The organism is Pseudomonas sp. NFPP25, from assembly GCF_900116505.1.
Classification (GTDB): domain Bacteria; phylum Pseudomonadota; class Gammaproteobacteria; order Pseudomonadales; family Pseudomonadaceae; genus Aquipseudomonas; species Aquipseudomonas protegens.
In genome coordinates this window covers 522,118-543,263 of sequence record NZ_FPBG01000002.1, presented here as the reverse complement: position 1 = coordinate 543,263, position 21,146 = coordinate 522,118, and the positions used below count along the sequence as shown (strand labels likewise).

The following is a 21,146-nucleotide window of genomic DNA, read 5'->3' as shown; positions in this document are numbered from 1 at the left end:
GGCTAGCCGGCTCTTGCGGCATGCGTGACGATTTCGACTAAGCCCCTGCCCCAAGGCATACTGGCCACCCTCCGCTTTGCAGAACCGTCAGTCACCCCATGCGTATCCACGTCAGCTTCATCGACCGCGTCGGCATCACCCAGGAAGTCCTGGCCCTGTTGGGCGGGCGCAACCTCAACCTGGATGCGGTGGAAATGGTGCCGCCCAACGTCTATATCGATGCCCCGACCTTGAGCCCCCAGGTGCTGGAAGAACTGCGCGATGCGCTGTTCAACGTACGTGGCGTGCAGGCGGTGACGGTGGTGGACATCCTTCCCGGGCAACGCCGGCACCTGCAACTGGACGCCCTGCTGGCGGCCATGACCGATCCGGTGCTGGCCCTGGACAGTGCCGGCAAAGTGCTGCTGGCCAACCCGGCGCTGATCGCCCTGTATGGTCGCGAACCGGCCGGGGAAAGCGTCGCCGAGCTGTTTGCCGACCCCGCACTGCTGGAGGCCCTGCTGGAAAACGGCTTTCGCCTGCCGCTGCGGGAAATCACCGTCAATGGCCAGACCCTGCTGCTGGACGCCACTCCCATTACCGACGCCGGTGCCCTGCTGACCCTGTACCCGCCCAACCGTATCGGTGAACGGCTCTCGGCCCTGCATCACGACCACGCCGAAGGCTTCGATGCCCTGCTCGGCGAATCACCGGCGATCCGCACCCTCAAGGCCCGGGCGCAGCGGGTTGCAGCGCTGGACGCACCACTATTGATCCAGGGTGAAACCGGCACCGGCAAGGAACTGGTGGCCCGCGCCTGCCACGCCATCAGCGCCCGCCACGGCGCGCCGTTCCTGGCCCTGAACTGCGCGGCACTGCCGGAAAACCTGGCCGAGAGCGAGCTGTTCGGCTATGCCCCCGGCGCCTTTACCGGCGCCCAGCGCGGCGGCAAGCCGGGGCTGATGGAGCTGGCCAACCAGGGCACGGTGTTCCTCGATGAAATCGGCGAGATGTCGCCCTACCTGCAGGCCAAGCTCCTGCGCTTTCTCAATGACGGCAGCTTTCGCCGGGTCGGTGGCGATCGCGAGATCAAGGTCAACGTGCGCATCCTCAGCGCCACCCATCGTGACCTGGAAAAAATGGTCAACGAAGGCACCTTCCGCGAAGACCTGTTCTATCGCCTCAACGTGCTGAACGTGGAAGTGCCACCGCTGCGCGAACGCGGCCAGGACATCCTGCTGCTGGCCCGCTACTTCATGCAGCAGGCCTGCGCGCAGATCCAGCGGCCGGTGTGCCGGCTGACACCGGGGACCTACCCGGCGCTGCTGGGCAACCGCTGGCCGGGCAACGTGCGGCAATTGCAGAACGTGATCTTCCGTGCGGCGGCGATCTGCGAGAGCAACCTGGTGGACATCGGTGACCTGGACATTGCCGGCACCTCGGTAGCCCGCCAGAACGATGCCGAAGTGGCCAGCCTGGAACAGGCCGTGGAAGCCTTCGAGAAGGAGCTGCTGGAAAACCTCTATGTCAGTTACCCCTCGACCCGGCAACTGGCCAACCGCTTGCAGACCTCCCATACCGCGATTGCCCATCGCCTGCGCAAATACGGCATTCCCAGCAAGGCCTGAGCTTGCGCCTGCCGCTCTGAAAGCGACCTCCATCTGTACTGAAAGCGCTACAGTGGAACGATTTCGCTACAAAGCCTTGCAATCGCAGCCGTGCAAGGCTTTGATCCTCAAAGCCTTTTTTCCGCACCCCGTGCTGTAGCGTTTTCGCTACGGCCGTGAAATTCCATTCTCTACAAAAAACACTCAACCCCTTGATTTACAACGGCCAAATAAATATTGGCCGTGTTCTTGCTATGGACATTGCCATTCGGCTCGGCGCTGTCCGAGCATTCAATCGCGTCCACCAGACGAGTCTGGCCCCTGAGGAGTTTCCATGAGCGAGTTGCGTTTTACTGAAGATCACGAATGGCTGCGTACCGAAGCGGATGGCAGTGTCACCGTCGGCATTACGGCTTTCGCCCAGAACGCCCTGGGTGATGTGGTGTTTGTGCAACTGCCGGAGCTGCAGGGCTACGACAAGGGCGCCGAAGCCGCCACCGTGGAATCGGTGAAAGCCGCCAGCGGCGTGTACATGCCCCTGGACGGTGAAGTGGTCGCCACCAACCCGGCCCTGGAAGACAGCCCGGAACTGGTCAACGAAGACCCGCTGGGCGAAGGCTGGTTCTTCCGCTTCATCCCTGCCGATGCCGCTGCCGTTGGCCAATTGCTGGACCAGGACGCCTACGACCGCCTGATCAAAGCCAGCGCCGAAGCCTGAGGAGCCGCCATGACCGTCAACCTGAGCACCGCCAACGAATTCATCGCGCGCCACATCGGCCCGCGCCAGGGCGATGAGCAAGCCATGCTCAATAGCCTCGGCTTCGACTCCCTGGAAGCCCTGAGCGCCAGCGTGATTCCCGAGAGCATCAAGGGCACCAGCGTGCTGGAGCTGGGCCAGGGCCTGAGCGAAGCCCAGGCCCTGGCCTCGATCAAGGCCATCGCCGCCAGGAACCAGCTGTTCAAGACCTATATCGGCCAGGGCTACTACAACTGCCATACGCCGTCGCCGATCCTGCGCAACCTCCTGGAAAACCCCGCCTGGTACACCGCCTACACCCCGTACCAGCCGGAAATCTCCCAGGGTCGCCTGGAAGCCCTGTTGAATTTCCAGACCCTGATCAGCGACCTGAGCGGCCTGCCGATCGCCAACGCCTCGCTGCTGGACGAAGGCACCGCCGCCGCCGAAGCCATGACCTTCTGCAAGCGCCTGAGCAAGAACAAGGGCAGCCACGCCTTCTTCGCCTCGCAGCATTGCCACCCACAGACCCTCGATGTGCTGCGCACCCGTGCCGAGCCCCTGGGGATCAACGTGGTGGTGGGCGATGAGCGCAAGCTGACCGACGTCAGCCCGTTCTTCGGCGCCCTGCTGCAATACCCGGCAAGCAACGGTGACCTGTTCGACTACCGCGAGCTGACCGAGCGTTTCCACGCTGCCAACGCCCTGGTAGCCGTGGCCGCCGACCTGCTGGCCCTGACCCTGCTGACCCCGCCCGGGGAATTCGGCGCCGACGTGGCCATCGGCAGTGCCCAGCGCTTCGGCGTACCCCTGGGCTTTGGTGGCCCGCATGCGGCCTACTTCGCCACCCGCGATGCCTTCAAGCGCGACATGCCCGGCCGCCTGGTGGGCGTCTCGGTGGACCGTTTCGGCAAGCCGGCCCTGCGCCTGGCCATGCAGACCCGCGAGCAGCATATCCGCCGCGAGAAGGCCACCAGCAACATCTGCACCGCCCAGGTCCTGTTGGCCAACATCGCCAGCATGTATGCCGTGTACCACGGCCCCAAGGGCCTGACCCAGATCGCCCAGCGCATCCACCAGCTGACCGCGATCCTGGCCAAGGGCCTGGTCCAGCTGGGCTTGACCGTGGAGCAGGAAAGCTTCTTCGACACCCTGAGCCTGCGCACTGGTGCCGACACCGCCGCGCTGCACGACAAGGCACGCGCCCAGGGCATCAACCTGCGGGTGATAGACTCCGAGCGCCTGGGCCTGTCCCTGGACGAAACCACCACTCAAGCCGACGTTGAAACCCTGTGGAGCCTGCTGGCCGACGGCAAGCCCGCGCCGGACTTCGCGGCACTCGCGGCGGCGGTCACCAGCGCCATCCCCGCTGCCCTGGCACGCCAGTCGGCGATCCTCAGCCACCCGGTATTCAACCGCTATCACTCGGAAACCGAGCTGATGCGCTACCTGCGCAAGCTGGCGGACAAGGACCTGGCCCTGGATCGCACCATGATCCCGCTGGGCTCCTGCACCATGAAGCTCAACGCCGCCAGCGAAATGATCCCCATCACCTGGGCCGAGTTCGGCGCGCTGCACCCCTTCGCTCCCGCCGAGCAAAGCGCCGGCTACCAGCAACTGACCACCGAACTTGAAGCGATGCTGTGCGCTGCCACCGGCTACGACGCGGTGTCGCTGCAGCCCAACGCCGGCTCCCAGGGCGAGTACGCCGGCCTGCTGGCCATTCGTGCCTATCACCAGAGCCGTGGCGACGAGCGCCGCGATATCTGCCTGATTCCCTCCTCGGCCCACGGCACCAACCCGGCCACCGCCAACATGGCCGGCATGCGCGTGGTGGTCACCGCCTGCGACGCCCGCGGCAACGTCGACATCGAGGACCTGCGGGCCAAGGCCATCGAGCACCGCGAGCACCTCGCCGCGCTGATGATCACCTACCCGTCCACCCACGGCGTGTTCGAAGAAGGCATCCGCGAAATCTGCGGCATCATTCACGACAACGGCGGCCAGGTGTACATCGACGGCGCCAACATGAACGCCATGGTCGGCCTCTGCGCGCCGGGCAAGTTCGGTGGCGACGTGTCCCACCTGAACCTGCACAAGACCTTCTGCATTCCCCATGGCGGTGGCGGCCCGGGCGTCGGCCCGATCGGCGTCAAGTCGCACCTGGCGCCCTTCCTGCCCGGCCATGCCGCGCTGGAAAACAAGAAAGGCGCGGTCTGTGCCGCTCCGTTCGGCAGCGCCAGCATCCTGCCGATCACCTGGATGTACATCAGCATGATGGGCGGCGCCGGCCTCAAGCGAGCCTCGCAGTTGGCGATCCTCAATGCCAACTACATCTCGCGCCGCCTGGAAGAGCACTACCCGGTGCTCTACACCGGCAGCAACGGCCTGGTGGCCCACGAATGCATCCTCGACCTGCGTCCGCTGAAAGACAGCAGCGGCATCAGCGTCGATGACGTGGCCAAGCGCCTGATCGATTTTGGCTTCCACGCGCCGACCATGTCCTTCCCGGTGGCCGGCACCCTGATGATCGAGCCCACCGAAAGCGAATCCAAGGAAGAACTGGACCGCTTCTGCGACGCCATGATCCGCATCCGCGAAGAAATCCGCGCAGTGGAAAACGGCGCCCTGGACAAGGACGACAACCCGCTGAAGAACGCTCCGCACACCGCGGCCGAACTGGTGGGCGAGTGGTCCCATCCATACAGCCGTGAACAGGCGGTGTACCCAGTGGCATCCCTGGTGGAAGGCAAGTACTGGCCGCCGGTTGGCCGGGTCGACAACGTGTTCGGCGACCGCAATCTGGTGTGCGCCTGCCCTTCGATCGAGAGCTACCAGGACGCGTAAGCCGTCCATCACTGGAGAGCCGTGCCCCTGCAGATACCGCGTATACCTGTAGGAGCCGGCTCGCCGGCGATGAGCGAGCCCCATCAATCGGGTCGAACAGCGCGCCTGGATCGCGGGCAAGCCCGCGCCTACAAGTGCCTGCGTGCCGAGCATCACAATAAGAAACCGGAGAACCAACATGTCCCTGAGCGTGTTCGACCTGTTCAAGATTGGCATCGGCCCCTCCAGCTCCCACACCGTCGGCCCGATGCGCGCCGCCGCGCGCTTTGTCGAAGGCCTGCGCCGTGAAGACCTGCTGAAGGCCACCACCTGCGTCAAGGTCGAGCTGTACGGCTCGCTGGGCGCTACCGGTAAAGGCCACGGCAGCGACAAGGCGGTGCTGCTGGGCCTGGAAGGCGAGCACCCGGACACCGTGAATACCGAAAACATCGCCGCGCGCCTGCAGGAAATACGCAGCAGCGCGCGCCTCAACCTGCTCGGCGAACACAGCATTGCGTTCAACGAGAAAGAACACCTGGCCATGATCCGCAAGCCCCTGGCCTATCACCCCAATGGCATGATCTTTCGTGCCTTCGACAGCGCCGGTTTGCAGATCCGCAGCCGCGAGTACTACTCCGTGGGCGGTGGTTTCGTCGTGGATGAAGATGCCGCCGGGGCCGATCGCATCGTTGAAGACACCACCCGCCTGACCTTCCCTTTCCGCAATGCCAAGGAACTGCTGCAACATTGCGCTACCTATGGCCTGTCCATCAGCCAGGTGATGCTGACCAATGAAAGTGCCTGGCGCCCGGAAGCTGAAACCCGCGCCGGCCTGCTGAAGATCTGGCAGGTGATGCAGGACTGCGTGGATGCCGGCTGCCGCAACGAAGGCATCCTGCCCGGCGGGCTCAAGGTCAAGCGCCGTGCCGCGGCCCTGCACCGCCAGTTGTGCAAGCACCCGGAAGCGGCGCTGCGCGATGCCTTGTCGGTGCTGGACTGGGTCAACCTCTATGCCCTGGCGGTGAATGAAGAAAACGCCAACGGCGGACGGGTGGTCACCGCCCCCACCAATGGTGCGGCCGGAATCATTCCGGCGGTGCTGCACTACTACATGCGCTTCATTCCCGGGGCCAACGAAGACGGGGTGGTGCGTTTTCTCCTCACCGCCGCAGCCATCGGCATCCTCTACAAGGAAAACGCCTCGATCTCCGGCGCCGAAGTCGGCTGCCAGGGTGAAGTGGGCGTGGCCTGCTCGATGGCGGCCGGGGCCTTGTGCGAGGTCCTCGGCGGCAGCGTGCAGCAAGTGGAGAACGCCGCGGAAATCGGCATGGAACACAACCTCGGGCTGACCTGTGACCCCATTGGCGGGTTGGTGCAGGTGCCCTGCATCGAGCGCAACGCCATGGGCTCGGTCAAGGCCATCAATGCGGTGCGCATGGCCCTGCGCGGCGACGGGCAGCACTTCGTCTCCCTCGACAAGGTCATCCGCACCATGCGCCAGACCGGCGCCGACATGAAAAGCAAATACAAGGAAACCGCCCGTGGCGGTCTGGCCGTGAACATTATCGAGTGCTGATACGCAGCCTGTATCCGCACGTTTTTTTCAGGAGTTGCCCATGTCCACCGAAACACTGTTGAAAACCCCGCTGCACAGCCTGCACCTGGAACTCGGCGCCCGCATGGTGCCGTTCGCCGGCTACGACATGCCGGTGCAGTACCCGCTGGGAGTGATGAAGGAGCACCAGCACACCCGTGAACAGGCCGGGCTGTTCGATGTGTCCCACATGGGGCAGATCCTGCTGCGCGGCGCCAATGCCGCCCAGGCCCTGGAGACCCTGGTGCCGGTGGATATCATCGATTTGCCGGTGGGCATGCAGCGCTACGCCATGTTCACCAACGAACAGGGCGGCATCCTCGATGACCTGATGGTGGCCAACCTGGGGGACGAACAGCTGTTCCTGGTGGTCAACGCCGCCTGCAAGGACCAGGACCTGGCCCACCTGCGCCGCCACCTGGGCGAGCAATGCGACATTCAACCGCTGTTCGAGGAACGGGCCCTGCTGGCCCTGCAAGGCCCGGCTGCGGTCACGGTGCTGGCGCGCCTGGCGCCGGAGGTGGCGCAGATGACCTTCATGCAGTTCAAGCCGGTGACCCTGCTGGGCGTAGACTGCTTTGTCAGCCGTTCGGGCTACACCGGCGAAGACGGTTTCGAAATCTCGGTGCCGGCGGCCCAGGCGGAAAAACTCGCCCGTGCCCTGCTGGCCGAGCCGGAAGTAGCGGCCATCGGCCTCGGCGCCCGCGACTCCCTGCGCCTGGAAGCCGGCCTGTGCCTCTATGGCCATGACATGAACAGCGACACCACGCCGATCCAGGCCAGCCTGCTGTGGGCCATCTCCAAGGCACGTCGTGCCGATGGCGCCCGCGCCGGCGGCTTCCCCGGTGCCGAGGTGATCTTTGCCCAACAGCAAGGCGGTGTCAGCCGCAAACGCGTCGGCCTGCTGCCCCAGGAACGCACACCGGTACGTGAAGGTGCAGAGATCGTCGACGCCGAAGGCAAGGTTATCGGCAGCGTGTGCAGCGGCGGTTTTGGCCCGACCCTGGGCGGCCCCTTGGCCATGGGCTACCTCGACATAGAGCACTGCGCACTCGATACGCCAGTTGCAGCAATAGTTCGTGGGAAAAAGGTGCCAATGCTTGTAAGCAAAATGCCATTCGTGCCACAACGCTACTACCGCGGCTGAGGGACTGTTTCTATAAGTAACGCGGTTGCGTTAAAAGTGCACTAATCTGTAACGCAACCGCCATAAAACAGTGCATATTTTCGATACTGAACTTCACTTATAACGCCCGAAAACAATTGAACAACTCTATCGAATAAGCCCCGCACGCTAGTTCCGCCAAACCTCGGCAAGCTGAGTAAAACCGGGGCTTCGCGGGGCTTGTTTTTTCTCCCATAGTTGGCGTAGAGTTTCCCCACTGTGTTTGCATGGGTCGCTTGGAATCGTGACCTGGGCAGTAGCTAACAAGTTTGCTACAACCCGTTCGACGTCTCTTACTTTCCTGCAACCCAGCCCAGTACTCTTTCATGAGAAAGAGACTGTCATTAATTTTTTAGCGTCAAAGGAAATAAGAAATGTCCCAACGTCAGAGCGGTACCGTCAAGTGGTTTAACGACGAGAAAGGTTTTGGTTTTATCACTCCAGAAAGCGGTCCGGATCTGTTCGTACACTTCCGCGCCATTCAGGGCAACGGCTTCAAGAGCCTGAAAGAAGGCCAAAAAGTGACCTTCATCGCTGTGCAAGGCCAGAAAGGCATGCAGGCTGACGAAGTACAAGCAGAAGCTTAATCGTCTGTAACGAAAAAGCCCCTGATGCTGACATCAGGGGCTTTTTTGTGCGCGCAATTCCGTAAAATGGCTTCTTTTTTCAGTCGAGAGCCTGTCATGTCGAAACATCTGCTAAGCCCCCAAGGCGAGTTCCCCGCCGCCGGCCTGGGTCGTCGCCTGGCAGCGATGTTCTATGATTTCCTGCTGTGCGTTGCCCTGCTGATTGTCACGGGCGGCGTCTACAAGCTGATCCAGATGCAGATCATCGGCGAGGCGCGGATGCGTACCCTGACCGAGTCCGGCGCCCTGGACGGTGACCCGTTGTACTCCACGGTGCTGCTGTTCGTACTGTTCGGTTTCTTCGCCAAGTTCTGGACCCACTCCGGCCAGACCCTGGGCATGCAGGTCTGGGGTATCCGGGTGCAGAACGCCGACGGCAGCCGTATCAGCCTGTGGCAGGCACTGTTGCGCTTCATGGTGTCGATCGCGTCCTGGCTGTGTGCCGGCCTGGGCTTCTTCTGGGTGCTGGTGGACAAGCAGAAACGCAGTTGGCACGACATCTACTCCAACAGCCAGCTGGTGCGCATTCCCAAGCAGAAGAAGTAAGCCCGCCGCCTACAAAAACGCCCCGACAGATCGGGGCGTTTTTTTTAAGCGAGCAGAAGAACCGATCAGGCGTTGCCCGCCAGTTTCATCCGCGCGGCCTGGGTGAAATCCAGCATGCGCTTCAGAGGGCGGAGCGCATTGGGGATCAGCGCCGGGTCGACGCTGATCTCGTTGCTGCCATCCTTCAGGCACTGCAGGGTACGCTCCAGGGTATTCATGGCCATCCACGGGCAATGGGCACAACTGCGGCACGCCGCACCATTGCCGGCCGTCGGCGCCTCGATGAACACCTTGTCCGGGCACAGCTGCTGCATCTTGTAGAAGATGCCGCGGTCGGTGGCGACGATGAAGGTCTTGTTCGGCAGGCGCTGCGCGGCAGCAATCAGCTGACTGGTGGAGCCCACCGCATCGGCCAGTTCGATCACCGAGCTGGGGGACTCCGGGTGCACCAGAATGGCCGCATCCGGATACAGCGCCTTCATGTCTTCCAGCTGCTTGGACTTGAACTCCTCGTGAACGATGCAGGCACCGTCCCAGAGCAGCATGTCGGCACCGGTCTGGCGCTGGATGTAGGTGCCCAGGTGCTTGTCGGGGCCCCAGATGATCTTCTCGCCGTTATCCATCAGGCTTTCGACGATTTCCAGGGCGCAACTGGACGTCACCACCCAGTCGGCACGGGCTTTGACCGCCGCCGACGTGTTGGCATAGACCACCACGGTGCGCTCGGGATGCTGGTCGCAGAAGGCCGAGAACTCTTCCACCGGGCAGCCAAGGTCAAGGGAGCAGGTGGCTTCCAGGGTCGGCATCAACACCCGTTTTTCAGGGTTGAGAATCTTCGCCGTCTCACCCATGAAGCGGACCCCGGCAACCAGCACGGTCTTGGCCGGATGGGCATTGCCGAAGCGGGCCATTTCCAGGGAGTCGGACACGCAGCCACCGGTTTCTTCGGCCAGGGCCTGAATCACCGGATCACAGTAGAAGTGTGCAACCAGCACCGCATCCTGAGCCTTGAGCTCGGCAGCGATGGCGGCACGCAGATGGGCCTCTTGCGCAGCGCTCAAGGGTTTGGGCTGCTTGGCGTCGAGGTGGGCTTGAACCAGAAGGCGTTCAGAAATTTGCGTCATGTTCGCAAGACCTGCAGGCGCTTGAGGCGCGAAAGTCGAGTATACCACCGGCTCCGGACCGCTTAAGGCCCCGCCGGGAGAGTGAGTTCATCAGGTACGGACAACATTGGAGCCGCGCAAGGCTACAGAATATCCAGGGTATTCAAAAGCCTATTCTGCCCAACAGCCGCGCCCTACCCTGCCGGCGGCACCTGCACCCGGGCAAAAGCCACCGTCACACACAACCCGCGTTTGGCCCGTTGGTCGGAGTAATCCAGCCAGACCCGGCCGGCATGCCGATCGGCAATGGCCTTGACGATGGCGAGCCCCAGCCCGGAGCCCACTTCATCGCTGCCCAGCCCGCGATGGAAAGGGTCGAACACGCGCTCGCGCTCAGCCACGGCAATACCTGGCCCCGAGTCGCTGACCTGCAGCAGGATCTCGTCCTGCACCTGGACCACCGACAGGTCTACCCGCCCACCTTGCGGGGTATAGCGTATGGCGTTGTCCACCAGGTTCTTCACCAGGGTCAGCAGGTCCTCCTGGCTGATCAGCACCTGCCTGTCCGGCCCGCCTTCCAGGCCGATGTCGATCGCCTTGTCCTCCGCCAGGGGCAGCAGGTCCTCCAGCACCCGGCGGTACACCCCGTGCACCGAGACCGGCTCAACCCGGCCATTGATGGCCGATTGTGCAGACGCCAGCCCGAGCAATTGATCGATCAGCTTCCTGCCGCGCTCGATCCCCCGGCGCAACAGTTGCAGGCGTTCCCGAGCCAGGCTGGGCATCTCCACCGATGCCAGGCGCTCGGCCTGCAGGGACAAGGCCGTCAGCGGCGAGCGCAATTCATGGGCGGCATCCGCCACGAAACGCCGCTGCGTCGTCATGGACTGAGTCACCCGCAGCAACAGGCGATTGATGGCCCGCACGAAAGGCCGCACTTCGGTCGGCAGATGGCGCTCGTCGATCGGGTGCAATTCCTGCTCGTCACGCAGATCGATCTCGGCCGCCAACTGCTCGATGGGACGAAACAGTTTGCGCACCAGATCGGCAATCACCAGCAACAGCACGGGAAACAGGATCAGGAAGGGCAACAGTCCACGCCAGGCGCTTTCCCGCGCATCCCTGTCACGAGCGCCGGTTTCCTGGGCCACGGCAATCCGCAGGCCAGCGCTGGTGGTCTTGACCAGCACCCGAAACGGCTCGCCGCCCACCGTCAGGGTCGACAGACCGTCCGCCAGGGTGGTGGGCAGCGGCAGGGGGATTTCGGCATCACTGTCCGCCGCCGCCCTGGCGCCATCGGCCAGGTATTGAACGACCACCCTGGATTCCTCGTTATCGTCGGCGACGACCTGCCCCGGCGGCGGGTAGGCCAGGGTCATGTGCTGGCGCTCGAACAGCGCGGCCACCTGGCGCAGGGTGTTGTCCTGCATCTCCAGGGCCTCGTCGAAGGCCGAGACATAAGCAAAGACTCCGGCCAGCAGCGCAACGATCAGCACCGCCACTGACAGGGCAATGGACAGCCTGAGCTGGACCGACTCGCTCAGACGTCTTTTGAAACCATCCATCCCATCCCCCTGACGTTCTTGATCACCTGGCTTCCCAACTTGCGGCGCAAGGCATGGATCAGGAACTCCACCGCATTGCTTTCCACCTCCTCGCCCCAGCCGTAGATGCGGTCTTCCAGCTCGCTACGGGAAAGAATCGCCCCCGGGCGGATCAACAGCGCCTGCAACAAGGCGAATTCGCGGTTCGACAGCTGCACCGCAGGCTGCTCGAACGAGCTTGCCTGTTTCGATACCGGGTCCAGCGAAACCACACCATTGCCCAGCAGCGGTGCCGCGCTACCGCCTTTGCGACGCATGACCGCACGCATTCGCGCCAGCAGCTCGGCCATGGCGAAGGGCTTGAGCAGGTAGTCGTCCGCGCCGCCGTCCAGGCCTCGCAGCCGGTCATCGAGGCTGTCACGAGCGGTAATGATCAACAGCGGCACCGGGTTGTTACGGCGGCGAATACTGTCGAGCACCTGCAACCCGTCCTTGCCGGGCAGGCCGAGGTCGAGCAGCACCTGGTCGTAATGCTGGCTGTCCAGGGCAGCCAGGGCGGTCACCCCATCGCTGACCCAGTCGGCGGCGTAGCCTGCATCCTTGAGGGCGCCCTGTATCGCCTCGGCGATCATCCCGTCGTCCTCCACCAGCAAGATCCGCATAGTGCCTCCGTAGTGAAACAGGCCCGGCCTGCGCTTGAGCAAGGCCGGGCCCGGGTCGAGTCCCCCCAAGGGTAATCACTCGCCTGCCGGTCTGCTGGAAAAGATGAGGGTCAGGCCTTGCCTTGCAAGCGACTGAACGTTGCCAGCAGATCGTCCATCGCCGACTTGCACTCGGCCTGTTGCGGGGTGCCGGCGCGCAGGGCGTCAAGTGCTCGGTCGATGCCCTTGTCCAATACATGCCAGTCACCGGCGGCACGGGGCTTCAAGCCGGCTTCGGCGGAGTCCCAGGCAACTTCCAGATCCTTGATCCGGCGCTTCGCCCCCGCCAGGTCCTGCTTGTCCACCAAGCCGGCCACATCACGGGCAATGGCCTGGAACTCGGCCAGGTCGCCCAGCCTGGAGGCCGTGGCCCCGGTAGCCTGGGCTGAAGCGGCAGTGCCGGGCTTGGGCGCATCGGCAGGCTTGGAACACCCCGCGGCCAGCCCCAGCAGGGCAATCATGGAAAGGGTCGTGGTGTAGCGAATGGCAGAGCGGATAAAGGCCATGATGAGTCCTTGAGTGAGGGTCGGATAATCAGTGGGAAAGGCGCTGACGGTTGTTGACGTTGAGCTGCGCGACGGTCACCAGCAAAAGAATCACGCAGAGGAAGATTGCGCTGGTCCAGGTGGCGCCCAGGCCCAGGCCACCGTAGGTCTTGGCTTGTGTCAGCAGGTCGCCGAGGGCGGCGCCAAACGGTCGGGTGAGGATGTAGGCGATCCAGAAGGTCAGCACCGCATTGCCCCCCAGGCGCCAGGCCACCAGGGTCACGGCAATCAGTGCGGCAAAGATCAGCGCTCCCAGGGTAAAGCCGAGCCCCAGCGCCTCGGTGGCCAGGTCCCCGGCAGCAGTTCCCAGGGCGAAGGTGCAGAGCACGGTGGCCCAGTAGAACAGCTCGCGTCGCGGGGTAACGATCTGGCGGATCGACAGATTGCGCTCAACGGCGTACCAGACAGCGAAATTGACCGCCAGCAAGCCTGCAAACACTGCGGTGCTGAGGTACAGGCTGATGCCCAGCTGATCGGTGAGCACATCGGTGATCTGGGTCCCGACAATGCTCACCAGGACCACGCTCAGCCAGTAGATCCATGGCGTGTAGGCCCGGCTGCGGAACTGCGCGAACAGCGCCAGCCCCAGCAACAGGGCCATGCCGATGCTGGTCACGCCCTGCCCCAGCCCGGCGTCGACGGCCAGGTAGTCGGCGCAGGTTTCGCCCACGGTGGTGGACATGATCTTGATGATCCAGAAGGACAGCGTCACCTCCGGAACCTTGTTCAGCCAATCGGTCTTGCTCAGCGGCTTCATCGGGTGCCTCTCCATAACGGCGCGTGTATTGGCGCGAGGCAGAGGCTACGAGGGAAAACTTAGCTGGAACTGAGGGCACCCCGAACGGGCCGGCTTCGATCACCAAGCAATGCGCTGCAAGGCCTCAGGGTCCAGCAGCCAGGTGAGTACATCGGGGCTATTGATCACCGAGCCATGGTGGCGCTGCTCGTCCCGCCAGTAGCGATTGTCCTGGGCCGGATCGAGCCCCAGGCCCGGGGCCAGCCCCTCGGCACTGCGCCCGGCGGACAACAGCACATCCACCGCGCGCCCCTTCAGCGGCACCGCCTGCCATTGGGACAGCAGCAGGATATTGCCGTGCACGCACTCGCGATTGACCAACTGCGCGTCCACCAGGTCATCGACGTAGGCATACTGCGGATCGGCCGCCAAACGCCGGGCAATGGCGTCCGGGGCCAACCCTCGAAGCTCGGCCAGTAGCGGCGGGTCCACCAACAGCAGCGGCCTGGCGGGTGCCGTGCTGCGGGCCACGCAACAGGCCGCCACATAAGCGCCGAAGGAGTAACCGAGCACCGCGTCCAGGGTCGTCAGCTCATGCTCTTGGGCAATCTGCCGGGCCAGGTCTTCGACACTGGAATAGGGCCAGTAGTCGCTGTAGTTGACCTGCACCAGCGACACCCGCCCCTTGAGTGCCCGGCCCAGGGCGGAAAAACAGATCGGATGGCCGACGAAGTCGGGAAAGCAGATCAGTTTCATTGACGTTGCCCCGCCGCGACAAAGGATTCGAGAAATGCCCTGGCCTGCGGCTCGGGCAGATAGCTGTTGAGCAGCACTTCGCAGCCCAGCGCCGACTTGACCACCGTCAGGTCGAGCAGGGTCTTGGGCCACTCGCTAACCGGGTTGGCAATCCGCGTTTGCAACCACCGGGCGTCACTGGCCGGCAGCTCGACGAAATTGCACAGGAACGCCGGAGCAAAGCCGTACAGGCCCAGGGCCGCGAGTATTTCCTCGTAACCCAAGGCCGCCCGGGCCAGCTTGGCATTCAGGTAATCCATGCAGGCCTGTGGCTCGCAGCCTTCGGCGAAGCGCCCGGGAGCCAGGGGCACGGGCACCGTGTAACTGGAGAATCCGCTGATCACCGAACGCTCAGCCCAGGCGAACAATAGATTGACGATCGGCGCCTCTATCCCCAAGCCCTCGGCGCAGCCCTGGCGAAACGCCTGCAACAAGTGAAACAGACGCTGCGGCGAGGCCAGCTTCATCGGGTCCATGGCCAGTGCCGCGCGCAACTGCAGCGCCTGGGCAGTGGCCGCCGGCGCCGGGACATCGGCCAGCGGCGCGTACTCCTCGGCCTCTTGCTCCCAGGCCTCGGTGCCGGCATCTGCCAGACGCTCATATTCCTCGGCCTGCATCAGGTTATTGCCGACAAAGGAAAAATCCGCCACCGGCGGCGACTGCACGCCCAGCGCCAACTGTTCCACGCTGCGCAGCAGGCTCAACTGGCCGACATGGTTGCCAAGGATGTGGTGCAACCACAGCCCCAGGTGCAAGGTGCCGTCGATGCGCACCTTGAACAGGCTGCACAGGTCCTGCTCGAACAGTGACAGCGGCCGCTCAAGGAAATGCTCCACGCAGGCCTGCTGGCTGGGAAACTCCGCCACAGGCTCCAGCCACAGGCGCGCCGGCGGCTCGGGGGCCAGATCAAGACAGTACTCGCCCTCGACCCGCGCCACCCGACAGCCCGCCAGTGGATAGCGCTGCTTCAAGCCCTGGGCCAACGCCTGCAGGTCCAGCCCGACGGCCGGCAACTGCTCGGGCCGGAACAGGTAGAGCACGTTGTTGGCCCGTAGATCCTTGTTGAACAGTTCGGCATACACCATCGACAACTGGCTCTTGTTCAAGCCGATCCAGCGGCTGTCGCCGGCAGCCGGCAACCGCCCGGAACCGCTGCGCAGCGCCTCCCGGGCGTGGCTGGCCGAGGTGGCGCGGACCACGGCAAAACGCCCCAGGTGAGTATTGATCGAAAACCCTGCATGGGCGGCGGGCAAGGACTCCTGCTCCGACTCGATCACGTAGTACTCCTGCGCACCGTTTTCCAGCAGGGACGCCAGGCCGGGTTGGGCCTGTAGCCAGTCCAGCAACTGGCCCAGGGTGGCCATGCGGTAGAACTGCTCCAGGCCCAGGCCTTCCCAGCCCAGGTGACGGTTCACCGTGCCCACCAGCTTGATCGCCGCCAGCGAGTTGCCACCGCTGTCGAAGAAGCTGCGCTGCAGGTCATGAGCCGACACGCCGAAACGCGCGAGAAAACGCCCTGCCGGCGAGTCGTCCGTTTCAGTGGCCGGCTGCCCGAGACACAGGCGCTGCTTGAGCTCAGCAATATCCAGCTTGCCGGAAGAGCGCAGGGCAAAGCGCTCAACCTCGACAAATCGCGACGGCACCATGAACGGCGGCAGGCTTTGCCGGCCATAGTCGGCCAGCACCCGGGGCTCGACCCCAGGCGCCTTGAGGTACACCAGCAGCAACTGCGCTTCGGTTCCCTGGTCATCCAGCAACACCACACAATCGAGCATTCCCGGGTAACGCTTGAAGGCGGCGGCGACCTCGGTCAGCGACAGGCGCTGGCCACGCAGCTTGATCTGGTCATCGCTGCGGCCACGGAAGTGATAGAGCCCCTGGCCATCCCGGGAAACCAGGTCGCCACTGCGGTAGCAACGCAGCGTCCGGCCCTGCCATGGCAGGTCGATGAAGCGCTCCCGGGTCAGCCCGGCATCCCCCAGATACCCCGGGGACAAGCCGCCCCCGGCGATCAGCAGCTCGCCGGGTTCATCCACCTCGCACGGCTGCCCGTCAGGGCGCAGCAGCAACAGGGTGGCATCGTCCACGGCCTGGCCGATGGGAATGTCCCGGGTGCTGTCGAAGCTGCGGGGAATGGCATAGACACAGGTACCCATGGTGTTTTCCGTGGGGCCATAACCGTTGTAGAGAACCAGCCCATCGGCGGCAGCATAAGCCTGGCGGACATGCCCTGCGGACAGGACCTCGCCGCCGACCATCAGCCGCTTGACGCCCCGCAGCCAGCCGCGGTCGATATCGACGAAGGTGTTGAACAGGGTCGAGGTCAGCCACAGGCTGTCGACCCCGGCCTCGTGGATGTAACGATGCAGGTGTTCCAGGGTCAGGGCGCCGGGAACATGGATATGCAATTCGCCGCCATTGAGCAGCGCGGTCCAGATCTCGAACTGCGAGGCGTCGAAGGTCAGGTTCGAGGCGTACAGCATGCGAAAGCCCGGCTGCAGCGGAAAATGTCGCGGCCGGTCGCAGAACCCCAACACCCCGCGATGGGTACAGGGAATGATCTTCGGCGCGCCGGTGGTACCGCTGGAAAAGTTCACGTACACCGGCTCGGCGCCGCATAGCGGCGGCCAGCACGCAGCCTCGTCCGTGGGCACGAGCAACTCATCCAGCGCCAGATACCCCGGGCCACCGGCGACCTCCGGCGTGACCCGCCAGCGCACGCCACTGCGTTCACACACCGACTGGTTCCACTGGGGCGGGTTGTTGCGGTCCAGATAGCAGTACGACAGGCCGGCCCGCACCATGCCCACCAGCAGCACCAGTTGTTCAATCGAGCGCTCCACCTCCAGGCCCAGGGTGCTGCCAGGCGTCAGGCCCAAGCCCAGCAAGCGGGCCGCCACCTGTGCCGAACGCTGTTCCAGCTCCCGGTAGCTGAGCCGTGCGCCGTTGCAGCTCAGCGCGGTATCCGTGGCATGCCGGGCGAAGACGTCGTCCAGGCACGAAGCAATAGATAGATGAGCCATGCCGTCACACTTCCCTGTGCTTGATCAGGTTGATTCCAGGGGCGAAGAACGCCGCGCCGTTGTAGTGCGCCAACGCCTGCCCCAGGTCCATCTCGACTCGCTGCAGGTGCTCCAGCCAATCCTTGCCGGCCACCAGGTAGTCGAGGCAGCGAGCGATGTTGCGCTCCACCGTGGCCTCCCCTGCCGGGCACTGCACGCTCTTGCGCCCGTGATGGTAGGCATCGTCGCGGTAACCGTTACCGCAGCGGGACACGTTGATGATGTCGATGTTGCCCATTTGCGGCGAGAGCTCCAGGGTCAGGCTGACCCGCCCGACATTCACCAGCCGCGAGCGGCCAGCCCCGTTGCCCTGCGGATTGAGCAAGGCCAGCAACCGCGGGAACAAGGCGCTGATATCAGCATCGATGCACAGGAAGATCCGGGTGAACTGCCCGGCCATCGCCCCCGGCTCGGCCAGCAGGTCGAGCACCTGCACCGGCAGGCCCGGGTCGATGGCGGCGGGGTTGAGGTCCGCGACCCAGATCCGCGCACCATGACAGGCCGCCACCAGGCTCAGCATCTTGCCCACCAGGCCCATGCCCACCACCAGGATCTGCTCCCCCGCCTGCAATTGCGCACGGTCCACCGCATGCACCGCAGTGGCACCCAGGGTGGCAAGAATCGCCTGGTCCTGGGTCAGTGGCGGCGGTACCTTGCACACCAGCCGCTGGGGCACCTGGATCCAGTTGGAATGGGTGGCAATCTTCCAGCCCATGGCCACCACCCGGTCCCCCGGCTGCACGCCTTCCACCTCGGGCCCTACGGCGCTAACCACCCCGGCCGCGCAATAGCCCAGCGGCAGTTGCTCGCCAGTCTCGCGTACCTGCTGCAGGTAATGACGCTCGGTGCCCGGGCTGACCATGGAGTAGTCCACCGCCACCTGCACTTCAGTGGCCGCCAGAGCGGCCAGAGGTTCATGCACGGCGATCACGCCATCGGCGCCACAGGCGGTGAGTGTGTATCGGCTGCTGCTCATCAGGCCTCCCGTCCGGTCAAGCGATCCAGGCACTGGGCAAACCCTGGAAATGAAGTCTGGTAGCAATGCCCTTCGAGGATGGTGGCCTGCAGCCCGTGAGCCAGCAGCAGGACGTGGGCGGTCATCGACAGGCGATGGTCACCGAAAGTCGGGATCGCTCCCTGCACACTGGGCACCTGCCCGCCTTCCACCCGCACGTCGTAGCCGTCGACCTGGTAGTCCAGGCCCAGGGCATTGAGCATGCTGCGGGTGGCGGCGATCCGGTCCGACTCCTTGAAGGTCAGCTCGTAGAGGTCACTGAAGGTCGCGCTGCCGGGCAGCACGCAGTTGATGGCCAGGGCCAGCGGCACTTCGTCGATCATTGCGTGGAACTGGTGCTTGTCGCGCAAGTCGTGAGCCCTGGGCTGGCCACCCCCGCGCAGCAGCAGGCGGCCCACCGGCTCGCCATGACGAATGCTGTCCACCTCCAGGGTCAGGTTGAAACCACAGGCCAGCAGCCAGTTGAAAAAGCCCAGGCGCGTAGGGTTCAGGCACACATTGTCGAAGCTCAGGCGCTGCTGCTCCTGGTGGCGGTTGCACAGCAGGAACAACGCCGCCGGATAGGCAATGGCCGAGGGGTCGCGAGGGATGCTGATCTCCTCGGGAATCGCGCAGTCCCGTGGCTGGTAGTGGATCTGCAACTGCTCGTCCAGCAGCCGGTCGCCAAAACTGTTGATGATGCGCTGGGTGTGATCCCGGGCCACCACCGGGTACCGGATCGACATCGGCTTGCGTGCCGCCACCCCGGCAAACAGCAAGGTGCTGATGGCCTGGGCGCTGCCGATGTGGATCTGCGCCGCGCCGCCGCGGAATGCAGCCTGGTGGATACGGATCGGCAGCGCGCCCGGACGCCCCAGGTACTCCAGGTGGGCGCCCATCTGGTTCAGGGGCTCGACGATCCAGTCGAAGGGACGGTTGCGCAGGGTTTCGTCGCCATCGACGATGCACGGCACATTGAGCCCCACCAGCATCCCGATCAGTAACCGCGCGGCCGCGCTGGAGGGCCCCAGGTCGACCCGCCGCTCGTGGGTCGCCAGGGCGAACTCACCGCTGATCTCCAGGGTCTGGGGCGTCTGCCCTGGCGTCACCTCAAGGCCCAGTTGCTGCAGGGCATCGAGCAACAGGGTCACCGCCTTGCCGCGGTTCAGGTCCCGCAGGCGCACCGGATGCCGGGCCAGGGCGGCAAACAGGATCATCCGATGGCTGATGGACTTGTCCGATGGCAGGTAGCCGTCGATGTTGGCCCAGACTTGCTGTTGGCGGCCGAGGGTGAAATCGATGGGCCGGTCCGGGTAATCGATCATGGGCTACTCCTGTATTTGGCGGGGTTGATCAGTTCGGCGTCGTCCACCAGCGCTTCGTCCTCGAAGTGGTCGCCCACCCCGGGGCCGGCGGGCAACACCAGCGGCTGGGTTTCATAGAAGCGCCGACGGTTCTTCTTGCGTTCAAGGCCGAGGTTGAAGCCCCCAAGGTCGACTCCCCAGCTTTCCAGCCGGCCATGGGTGATGGCGCTGTCCACCAGGGCCTGGCCCATCTCGGTGCGGATCAGCGCGCGGCCGTGTTTCTGTTCTTCGGAACCGTTGAGGCTGGCTTCGAAAATGTTGGGGTCGCCGTCACACACGCTGACGTCGGCCAGCCCGCTCATCCAGTCACCGCAACTGAGGCAGCGAAAGGTCTTGTTATCCTTGAGCTTGCCGAGGATCTCCCAGAAATCGATGCCAAAGGTCTGGCTGTCCAGCAAGGTGACTTGCAGCCGGCCGGGGTAATCGCCTTCGCGGTACTTGATATCGCGCACCTGCTGCGGGTCTTGCCCCAGCACCTCGCTGATGATGCTATGGGTGCCGGCCGGCAGGGTGTTGGAGGAGCAGGCGGTCTCGATCACGCAGATGATTCGGCTGCGGGCCCAGTGGCCGATGGCCGTGTCCCGGCGCTGCAGCTTGCGGATCGCCTGGACGTGGCAGGCCAGCCCCACCACGGCGATGCGCGCGTCCGGCTGCTGTTCGTAGCATTCGCGCAGGGCATTGAGGTAAGGCGCCAGCTGGTAGGTGGACTGGGCATTGTTGATGATCGCCGCTGCAGCGCTGCCCAGTTGCGGCGCGCTGCGCCAGCCCTGCCCGGGGTGACGGCCCATGGTCAGGGTCAGGTCCACGTCAAAGTGCTCCCGGGCGGTCAGCAGCAAGGTGGTGGCGGTGCCGCCACTGGCCGAGCGCCGGACTATCTGCGGGTCGGTGGAACGCGCACCGATGGCCTGGCGGCTGATCCCCAGCCAGCGCTCTTCGGCGCGGCGGGTACGGCCGAACAGTTCCAGTTCGGAGCGATCGGTATCCGGCTGCAGCCCCGGGCACACCGCCAGGCACTCGGTGCAGCTTTCACAGCTGTCGCCGATGCCCTCCAGCAGCGGCACCACCCGGTCCGGGTCGAAAACGATCACCTGCTGTGGGCACACCAGGGCGCAGGCGCCGCACCCGGCGCACAGATTCTGATCGAGCACCGTCAATTTCAATAACATCCCTGTCATCTTGGATAAGCCTCGTGTGCCGTTTTCCGGGTGCAGCCGGCCGCGCCC

Annotated in this window: 17 protein-coding genes; 7 read left to right on the top strand and 10 right to left on the bottom strand. The window is 64.4% G+C overall.

Annotation, left to right across the window (positions count from 1 at the left end; translation table 11 throughout):
- Positions 1-98: 98 nt before the first annotated feature.
- The 7 genes from BM382_RS09480 (at position 99) to BM382_RS09450 (ending at position 9,079) form a co-directional block, all read left to right on the top strand.
- Entirely contained in the window at positions 99-1,607 is a 1,509-nt protein-coding gene (locus BM382_RS09480; protein WP_011062893.1) for a sigma-54-dependent transcriptional regulator, read from the top strand.
- Positions 1,608-1,920: 313 nt separating this feature from the next.
- A complete protein-coding gene (gene gcvH, locus BM382_RS09475; RefSeq protein ID WP_011062894.1) occupies positions 1,921-2,304 on the top strand; it encodes a glycine cleavage system protein GcvH in 384 nt (127 codons plus the stop codon).
- A 9-nt stretch (positions 2,305-2,313) separates the two neighbouring features.
- Positions 2,314-5,169 carry an aminomethyl-transferring glycine dehydrogenase gene (gene gcvP / locus BM382_RS09470; protein WP_019094559.1) on the top strand — a complete coding sequence of 952 codons (2,856 nt, stop codon included), beginning with the start codon at positions 2,314-2,316 and terminating at the stop codon, positions 5,167-5,169.
- Between the two features lie 178 nt (positions 5,170-5,347).
- Positions 5,348-6,724: an L-serine ammonia-lyase gene (locus BM382_RS09465; protein WP_065365373.1), complete on the top strand. Its 1,377-nt coding sequence runs from the start codon at positions 5,348-5,350 to the stop codon at positions 6,722-6,724.
- A 40-nt stretch (positions 6,725-6,764) separates the two neighbouring features.
- Complete coding sequence (gene gcvT / locus BM382_RS09460; RefSeq protein WP_019094558.1) at positions 6,765-7,889, top strand: glycine cleavage system aminomethyltransferase GcvT; 1,125 nt, start codon at positions 6,765-6,767, stop codon at positions 7,887-7,889.
- Positions 7,890-8,281: 392 nt separating this feature from the next.
- Positions 8,282-8,494 carry a cold-shock protein gene (locus tag BM382_RS09455; RefSeq protein ID WP_007977299.1) on the top strand — a complete coding sequence of 71 codons (213 nt, stop codon included), beginning with the start codon at positions 8,282-8,284 and terminating at the stop codon, positions 8,492-8,494.
- A 96-nt stretch (positions 8,495-8,590) separates the two neighbouring features.
- Positions 8,591-9,079 carry an RDD family protein gene (locus BM382_RS09450; protein ID WP_011062898.1) on the top strand — a complete coding sequence of 163 codons (489 nt, stop codon included), beginning with the start codon at positions 8,591-8,593 and terminating at the stop codon, positions 9,077-9,079.
- A 65-nt stretch (positions 9,080-9,144) separates the two neighbouring features.
- On the opposite strand, the gene nadA is transcribed toward BM382_RS09450, so the two are convergent.
- The 10 genes from nadA to BM382_RS09400 form a co-directional block, all read right to left on the bottom strand.
- Positions 9,145-10,203 carry a quinolinate synthase NadA gene (nadA, locus tag BM382_RS09445; RefSeq protein WP_015636755.1) on the bottom strand — a complete coding sequence of 353 codons (1,059 nt, stop codon included), beginning with the start codon at positions 10,201-10,203 and terminating at the stop codon, positions 9,145-9,147.
- A gap of 173 nt (positions 10,204-10,376) precedes the next feature.
- Positions 10,377-11,747, bottom strand: coding sequence for an ATP-binding protein (locus tag BM382_RS09440; protein ID WP_072442700.1), 1,371 nt, complete (start codon positions 11,745-11,747; stop codon positions 10,377-10,379).
- Entirely contained in the window at positions 11,723-12,388 is a 666-nt protein-coding gene (locus tag BM382_RS09435; RefSeq protein ID WP_019094554.1) for a response regulator, read from the bottom strand. The genes BM382_RS09440 and BM382_RS09435 overlap by 25 nt, the downstream gene beginning before the upstream one ends.
- A 110-nt stretch (positions 12,389-12,498) precedes the next feature.
- Positions 12,499-12,933: a hypothetical protein gene (locus BM382_RS09430; protein WP_019094553.1), complete on the bottom strand. Its 435-nt coding sequence runs from the start codon at positions 12,931-12,933 to the stop codon at positions 12,499-12,501.
- A 28-nt stretch (positions 12,934-12,961) separates the two neighbouring features.
- Positions 12,962-13,729 (bottom strand): COG4705 family protein, encoded by a 768-nt coding sequence (locus BM382_RS09425; protein ID WP_019094552.1) that lies wholly within the window; start codon positions 13,727-13,729, stop codon positions 12,962-12,964.
- A gap of 99 nt (positions 13,730-13,828) precedes the next feature.
- Positions 13,829-14,464 (bottom strand): thioesterase domain-containing protein, encoded by a 636-nt coding sequence (locus tag BM382_RS09420; protein ID WP_072442698.1) that lies wholly within the window; start codon positions 14,462-14,464, stop codon positions 13,829-13,831.
- The gene (locus BM382_RS09415; protein ID WP_072442696.1) at positions 14,461-17,526 is read right to left on the bottom strand and encodes a non-ribosomal peptide synthetase; all 3,066 of its coding nucleotides are present in this window, start codon (positions 17,524-17,526) and stop codon (positions 14,461-14,463) included. The genes BM382_RS09420 and BM382_RS09415 overlap by 4 nt, the downstream gene beginning before the upstream one ends.
- A 4-nt stretch (positions 17,527-17,530) precedes the next feature.
- The gene (locus BM382_RS09410) at positions 17,531-18,541 is read right to left on the bottom strand and encodes a zinc-dependent alcohol dehydrogenase (protein WP_072442694.1); all 1,011 of its coding nucleotides are present in this window, start codon (positions 18,539-18,541) and stop codon (positions 17,531-17,533) included.
- The gene (locus tag BM382_RS09405) at positions 18,541-19,884 is read right to left on the bottom strand and encodes a 3-phosphoshikimate 1-carboxyvinyltransferase (protein ID WP_072442692.1); all 1,344 of its coding nucleotides are present in this window, start codon (positions 19,882-19,884) and stop codon (positions 18,541-18,543) included. Before BM382_RS09405 ends, BM382_RS09410 begins: the two co-directional genes overlap by 1 nt.
- Positions 19,881-21,089 carry a Coenzyme F420 hydrogenase/dehydrogenase, beta subunit C-terminal domain gene (locus BM382_RS09400; RefSeq protein ID WP_011062905.1) on the bottom strand — a complete coding sequence of 403 codons (1,209 nt, stop codon included), beginning with the start codon at positions 21,087-21,089 and terminating at the stop codon, positions 19,881-19,883. Before BM382_RS09400 ends, BM382_RS09405 begins: the two co-directional genes overlap by 4 nt.
- Positions 21,090-21,146 lie beyond the last annotated feature (57 nt).